General features: G+C 70.5%; 7 protein-coding genes. 6 read left to right on the plus strand and 1 reads right to left on the minus strand.

Annotation, left to right across the window (positions count from 1 at the left end; all coding sequences use genetic code 11):
* From I5E_RS10975 to I5E_RS11000, 6 genes are all read left to right on the plus strand, one after another.
* A partial coding sequence (locus I5E_RS10975; RefSeq protein WP_042723783.1) for a carbohydrate ABC transporter permease occupies positions 1–339 on the plus strand: 339 nt, incomplete at its 5' end.
* A 507-nt stretch (positions 340–846) separates the two neighbouring features.
* On the plus strand, positions 847–1,251 hold the full coding sequence (locus I5E_RS26430; RefSeq protein WP_261974910.1) for a carbohydrate ABC transporter permease: 405 nt from the start codon (positions 847–849) through the stop codon (positions 1,249–1,251).
* The gene (locus tag I5E_RS10985) at positions 1,248–2,636 is read left to right on the plus strand and encodes an extracellular solute-binding protein (protein ID WP_022907032.1); all 1,389 of its coding nucleotides are present in this window, start codon (positions 1,248–1,250) and stop codon (positions 2,634–2,636) included. Before I5E_RS26430 ends, I5E_RS10985 begins: the two co-directional genes overlap by 4 nt.
* An 83-nt stretch (positions 2,637–2,719) precedes the next feature.
* Positions 2,720–3,700: a Gfo/Idh/MocA family protein gene (locus I5E_RS10990; protein WP_022907033.1), complete on the plus strand. Its 981-nt coding sequence runs from the start codon at positions 2,720–2,722 to the stop codon at positions 3,698–3,700.
* A gap of 31 nt (positions 3,701–3,731) precedes the next feature.
* Positions 3,732–4,763, plus strand: coding sequence for a Gfo/Idh/MocA family protein (locus I5E_RS10995; RefSeq protein WP_022907034.1), 1,032 nt, complete (start codon positions 3,732–3,734; stop codon positions 4,761–4,763).
* Complete coding sequence (locus tag I5E_RS11000) at positions 4,760–6,118, plus strand: glycoside hydrolase family 125 protein (protein ID WP_022907035.1); 1,359 nt, start codon at positions 4,760–4,762, stop codon at positions 6,116–6,118. Before I5E_RS10995 ends, I5E_RS11000 begins: the two co-directional genes overlap by 4 nt.
* Positions 6,119–6,197: 79 nt before the next feature.
* Here the strand turns inward: I5E_RS11000 and I5E_RS21650 are convergent.
* Positions 6,198–7,117, minus strand: a 920-nt coding sequence (locus I5E_RS21650) for an SDR family NAD(P)-dependent oxidoreductase (protein ID WP_022907036.1), incomplete at its 5' end; no start/stop codon positions are given.

Consider the following 7,117-nt stretch of genomic DNA (forward strand, 5'->3'; position numbering starts at 1 on the left):
CGCGCGCGTGGAGGCGCGGGTCCGGTGCGGCAGTTCTTCGCGCTGACGCTGCCGCTGCTCTCCCCCGTGATCTTGTTCAACCTCATCACCGGGATCAGCAACGGCCTGCAGGTCTTCACCGAGGCGTACGTGATCTCGTCCGGGACGGGAGGCCTCGGGTCGCCGGACAACGGGACGTTGTTCTACATGCTGTACCTCTACAAGAACGCGTTCAGCTACGCGCAGCTCGGGTTCGCGAGCGCGATGGCCGTCCTGCTGTTCCTCGCCGGGATGCTCCTGTCGGGGCTCGTCTACTGGCTGTCCAAGCGGTTCGTGAACTACGACGTGACCGGGGAGTGACGCCATGACCACCGAAGTGACGAAGTCCACCACCACCGCCGCTGCGAAGGGTGACCGCGGGGCGTCCCGCAACGCCGACGGGTCCGTCCGCTCCGTCTGGTCGTCGGTCACGGCGCGCATCGTGCTCATCGCCATGAGCGTGCTGTTCCTCATCCCGATCTACTGGATGGTCATCTCGGCGCTCAAGGGCAACGCCGAGCTCGGCGCCTTCCCCGCGACGTGGTTCCCGCACTGGCTCGACTGGGGCAACTTCGCCCAAGCGGTGCAGGCGATGCCGTTCTTCACGTTCTTCCGGAACACGCTGGTCATCACGGTCCTCGTGACGATGTTCTCGGTCGTGTCGAACCTCGTCATCGCGTACGGGTTCGCGTGCATCGAGTGGCGCGGCCGCGACCGGCTGTTCTACGTCGTGCTCGCGACGCTGTTCATCCCCTTCCCGGTGACCCTCATCCCGATGTTCGACCTGTACGCGCGGCTCGGCTGGATCACACCTTCCTGCCGCTCGTGGTGCCGGCGCTGTTCGGGTCCGCGTTCTACACCTTCCTGCTCCGACAGTTCCTGCTCCAGATCCCGAAGGACCTCCTCGACGCCGCCCGCATGGACGGGGCGTCCGAGTGGCGCATCCTCTGGACGATCGTGTTCCCGCAGGCGCGTGCGGCCCTCGTGACGGTCGGCATCTTCGCCGCGGTCGGCGCGTGGAACGACTTCCTCGGACCGCTCATCTACCTGCAGGACCAGAGTGTGCAGACGCTGTCGATCGGTCTGCAGGTGTTCCGCCTCAACAACTCGCAGGACTTCCAGTTCAACCAGCTGATGGCGGCCTCGGTGCTCATCATCCTGCCGCTCGTGATCCTGTTCTTCGTGTTCCAGCGGACGTTCCTCAAGGGCGTCCAGATCGGGAGCTTCAAATGACCTCCGCGTTCAGCCGCCGATCCTTCCTGCGGGGGGCGACCGCCACGGCCGGTGCCGGTGCCCTCGCACTGCTCGCCGCGGGGTGCGCGACCGGATCCCGGTCGTCGAACCCGAACCAGGTGTCGCTCTGGGGCGTCACGGGCACGTTCGTCCCGTTCCAGACGAAGGTGATCGACCAGTTCAAGCAGCTGCACCCCGAAGTGGATGTCCGGGTGGACGTCGTCCCGTCACAGGGCACCGGGGACGCGACGAGCATCATCACGGCGGTCCGCGGCGGGACGGCTCCGGACCTCTGGCTGCTCGACCGGTTCAGTGCCGCGCAGTACGCGGCGATCGGACTCATCGAACCCATCGACGACCTCATCGCCGAGTACGAGGACCAGTCGAAGGAGGAGTTCCTGTCGCAGTGGCTCGGCTTCGCGGTCGGCGAGGTCTCCTACGAGGGCAAGACGTACGGCCTCCCGCACGACACCGATGCCCGCGGCATGTTCGTCAACCGCACGATGCTCAAGGACGCCGGGGTGGACCTCGACGAGTTCGACTGGGAGCAGAACGGCCCCGTGACGATGGACCGGATGTGGGAGGTCAGCCAGCAGGTCACGAAGAAGTCGGCGGGCGACTACACGCACATGGGGCTCTTGCCGTGGTACGGCGAGGGTTGGCCGTTCACCTGGGGCCTCGGACTCGGGGCGTCGTACTACGACCAACAGGACTCCCGGATGACGATGGACTCCGCGAGCGTCCGCGGCATCTACGACTTCTACGCCGAGTGGGCGAAGCGCTACGGGTACCGTGACGCCGACACCTTCATCGCGACCTACGAACCGACCGGCCACCCGCCGGGGCAGACCGCGTTCCTCGCGAACCGCATGGCCTTCATGGTCAGCGTGCCGTCGACCATCCAGACGTTCGACAACTTCGGTCCGAAGGACCTCGACTGGACGACCGCGTACCTGCCCGTGCAGCAGGAGGGCGACCCGAAGTACACCTGGTCGGGCGGCTTCGCGCTCTGCCTGCCGAAGGGGTCGAAGAAGACCAAGGCGGTGTGGGAGCTCATGAAGTACTTCACGGGCAAGCGCGGCCAGGAGACCTACATGGTCCCCGCGACGAGCGTCCCGACGAACATCGCCGCGCTCGAGGACCCGAACGGCTCCGCGAAGTCGATCCGGTACTTCGTCGAGTCGATCACCGCGAGTACCTGCCGCCCGCCGCTGCCCGTCGGCGGCGCGTGGTGGGACTCCCTCGCCGACGCGCGCTCCAGCGTGCTCCTCGGCACCGCCACTCCGGAGCAGGCCGTCGAGCGGGCACAGAACCGCGTCGACCCGATGATGCAGACCTACGCACCGTTCGCGCTGCCGAAGGACTACGACAAGGTCCGCGTCTAGCGGACCACAACCCGACCAGCCGGCACCCCTTGTGCCTCCAGGACGGACCCACCGACCACCGCGAACCGACAAGGACCCTCCCCATGCCCACCGCCCCGATCCGTGTCGCCGTCCTCGGCTTCTGGCACGTCCACGCCGGCGACTACGCCCAGCAGGCCGTCGACCACCCCGACACTGAACTCGTCGCCGTCTGGGACGACGACGAGCCTCGCGGCCGCGAGGGCGCTGAGCGTTTCGGCGTGCCGTACACCGACGACCTCGACGCGCTCCTCGCCCGGGACGACGTCGACGCCGTGACGATCACCACCTCGACCGACGTGCACCACGACGTCATCACCCGCGCGGCCCGTGCCGGAAAGCACGTCTTCACCGAGAAGCTGCTCGCACCGACCGTCGAGGAGAGCGAGGCGATCGTGCGCGCCTGCGACGACGCCGGCGTCGCTCTCGTCGTGTCGCTCCCCCGGCTGTACCACGGGTACACGCGGGCGATCACGGACGAGATCGCGAGCGGCCGCCTCGGCGAGCTCACCTCGGCCCGAGTGCGGCTGTCGCACGACGGCGCGATCGCCCCGTGGCTGCCCGAGCGGTTCTTCGACCCGGCGACGGCGATCGGCGGAGCCCTGACCGACCTCGGCTGCCACCCGGTGTACCTGACGCAGCTGTTCCTCGGCGCCGCACCGGAGACGGTGGAGGCCGTGTACCGCTCGGTCACCGGCCGCGCGGTCGAGGACCACGCGGTCGTCACGGTCGGCTACGCCTCGCAGGCGATCGGCGTCATCGAGGCCGGGTTCGTCGCCGCGACGCCGTTCACGATCGACCTGTTCGGCACCACCGGACGGGTGTCGTACACCGACGACGGCAACCGCCTCACCGCCGGTGGACCCGCGTACGGCGGCGAGACCGTCGAACTGCCGGTACCGGACGACGCCCCCGACGCCTTCGCACGATGGGTGGCGCACGCCCAGGACGGCACCCGGGCTGACGACAACCTCGCGCGCGCGATCGAACTCACCCGGCTCGTCGCCGCGGCCAACGCCGCGGCCGCGACACCCGTGCCCGCCTGACCCGCACGACACCACCAACCGGAGAACACGCATGACCACGACCCTGACCACCCCGATCCGCGTCGGCCTCATCGGCGGCGGCGGCATCGCCACGTTCCACATCAACGGCTACCGCGAGCACGCCGAGACCATCACGATCGGCGCCGTCGCCGACGCCGTCCCCGCGACCGCCGAGGCCCGCGGCACCGAACTCGGCGTGCCGTCGTTCACCGACTACCGCGAGATGCTCGACCTGGCGGACATCGACGCCGTGGACATCTGCCTGCCGCACCACCTGCACCGCGACGCGATCGTCGCCGCTGCCCGGGCCGGCAAGCACGTCCTCTGCGAGAAGCCGCTCTGCCTCACGCCCGAGGAGGCCGCCGACGTCGAAGCCGCCGTCCGCGAGGCCGGTGTCACACTCATGTGCGCCCACAACCAGCTCTTCATGCCCGCGGTCGCGAAGGCGAAGGAGCTCATCGACGGCGGCGCACTCGGCACCGTGTACGAGGTCCGCACGACCGACTCGTTCCGGAACGAGTTCGACCCGTCGAACATGGGTTGGCGCGCACATGCTTCGACGAGCGGCGGCGGCGAGCTCATCGACACCGGCTACCACCCGAGCTACCTGCTCATGCACCTCGCGGGCGGCGTCCCGGTGTCGGCGACCGCGATGCTCTCCACCCACCGTCTGGCGTTCATGGAGGGCGAGGACTCCGCGCAGTGCCTCTTCCGCTTCGACAACGGCGCGGTCGGACAGCTCGTCACGAGCTGGGCGTACGAGCCGGCCGCCGGGACGGAGCGGTTCAGCGTCGTCGGCGAGGCCGGGTCGTTGACCAGCGACGGGACGACGCTCCGGTGGGACCTCCGCGACGGCACCAGCGAGACCGTGACGTTCGACGAGGTCGACACGTTCTCGGCCGAGATCGCCGCGTTCGGCGCGTGCCTCCGCGACGGCACACGTCCGATCCACACCGAGCGTGAGGGGCTCGCCGTGCTCGGCATGATCCTCGCCGCCTACGAGGGCGCTCGCTCCGGCACGATCGCGCCGGTGCGGACGGCCGACCGCCCGGTGTCGGTGTGATCGTCAGCGACGGCGTCTCCGCGCTCGTCCGGGCCGCGGCCGACGCCGTCCGGTCGAGCGTGGGAGAACGCGCCGGGGACGTGGTCGAGGACGCCCTCCACCGGACGCTCGAGCACACCATCACGATCGAGGACGACGGCACCGCGTTCGTCATCACCGGCGACATCCCGGCGATGTGGATGCGTGACTCGACGACGCAGATGCTCCCGTACCTGCGACTCGTCCAGGCGGCAGGCCCGTCGGCGACCGCGCCGCTCGCCACCGGTGCCCGAGAGCTCGCCGACGTCCTCGTCGCGGTGGCCCGTCGGCAGTTCGCCAGCATCGCGCACGACCCGTACGCCAACGCGTTCAACCGTGGTCCGACCGGAGCGCACTACGACGACCGCGACCTCTGCGACGACCCCACCGTGTGGGAGCAGAAGTACGAGGTCGACAGCCTCGCCTACCCGGTGCAGTTCGCCGCGGCCGTCCACCGCGCCTCCGGCCGCACCGACCACCTCGGCCCCGAGGCCCACGCGGTCGCCCGGACGATCGTCGACCAGCTCCGACTCGAGACCGACCACGAGCGCTCGCCGTACCGGTTCGTCCGGGACGTGCCCGAGCCGACCGAGACGCTCGTCCGCGATGGCCGCGGCACCCCCGTCGCGGTGACCGGCATGACATGGTGCGGCTTCCGCCCCTCGGACGATGCCTGCACGTACGGGTACAACGTGCCGGAGAACCTCCACGCCGCGTCGGCGCTGGGCGACCTGGCAACCCTCGCCGCTGACGTCTGGTCGGACGACGCACTGGCTGCGGACGCGACCGCGCTCCGCGAGGGCATCCTCCGCGGGGTGTCGGAGCACGGCGTCGTGCCGCACCCGCGTGACCCCGACGCCCGCATCTACGCCTACGAGGTCGACGGCCTCGGCGGCGTGGTCCTGATGGACGACGCGAACACCCCGTCGCTGCTGTCCCTGCCGCTCGACGCGCCGGACGTCCTCGACCCGTCGGTCGCCGCCGCGACCCGGGCGTTCGCACTCGGGCCGGACAACCCCTACTGGTTCAGCGGTGCGGTCGCCGCGGGCATCGGGAGCCCGCACACGGAACCGCACCGGGTGTGGCCGATCGCGCTCGCGGTCGAGGGCCTCACCGGCACGCCGTCACGCCGCCTGGAGCTGCTCGACGTGCTGCTGGGGACGGACGCCGGCACGGGACGCATGCACGAGTCCTTCGACGTGGACGACCCGTCGGCGTTCTCGCGGCCGTGGTTCTCGTGGGCGGACGCGATGTTCTGTGAGCTCGCGTTCGCCGCGGTCGCGGACGCCGGCGCGTCGATCACGAGCGCCCCGTCCGTCGCCGAGGTGACCACCTGACGGACGGGAGGCGCGGGTCGGACCCGCCCCGCGCCTCCCGTCCGTGACGTCGTCGCGCCCGGGGACCGGCTCCCCCGGTCTACCGTCGCGCGCGACCCAGGGCGACGGTCGCGACCGCGGCCACCGCTCCGAGCACGAGGAGGGGGCGGGTGACGCGACGCCGCTTCGCGACCCAGCCGCCGTCCGTCGCGTTGCCGGCGTCCGCCGGGGTCCAGAGGTTGCCGTCGGTCGGCGCGCCGGTCCCGCGGAGCGCGAACAGCTCGACCATCGGCTTCGTGATCTTGTGGAACAGCCCGGGGAAGACGTACTGCAGCGGCACGAGCGAGGCCTGGACCCGCCCGACGTACCGGTAGCGCTTCGGGTGCGCCGCCGCCCGGACGACCGCGCGACCGGCGCGGTCCACCGAGACGGTCGGCGGCAGCGGGTGCGAGTTCTTCCCGGTGTAGTTGGCGCCGTTCTGGTAGATCGGGGTGTCGATCGTGGACGGGAGCAGCGTCGTGAACCGGATGCCGGTGTGCGCGAACTCGTCGCCGAGGACGTCGATCAGGCCGAGCGCGGCGTGCTTGCTCGTGACGTACGCCGACTGGTACGGCGCGGAGAGCAACGACTGGATCGAACCGACGAGCACGTACGTGCCGGAGCCGCGCTGCCGCCAGTGCGGGAGCAGGTGCGTGATCGCGTTGAGGTGGCCGTAGAGGTTCGTGTCGACGACGCGCTTGAACGCCGCCGTCGGGGTCTGCTCGAAGAGGCCGTAGACGAACAGCGCGGCGTTGCCGACGAACACGTCGATGCGGCCGAACCGCGACGTGACCGTGGCGACGAGGTCGGCGACCTGGTGCTCGTCGGCGACGTCGGTCGGGATCGCGACCGCCTCGGCGCCGAGCGCGCGGCACTCCGCGGCGGCGGCCTCGAGCGAGTCGTGGCTCCGGGCGGCGAGGACGAGCGTGGCACCCTGCCGGGCGAAGGCGTGTGCCGCCGACCTCCCGATCCCGCTCGATG

Origin of the sequence: Curtobacterium sp. B18 (assembly GCF_000333375.1) — a bacterium.
Taxonomy (GTDB): domain Bacteria; phylum Actinomycetota; class Actinomycetes; order Actinomycetales; family Microbacteriaceae; genus Curtobacterium.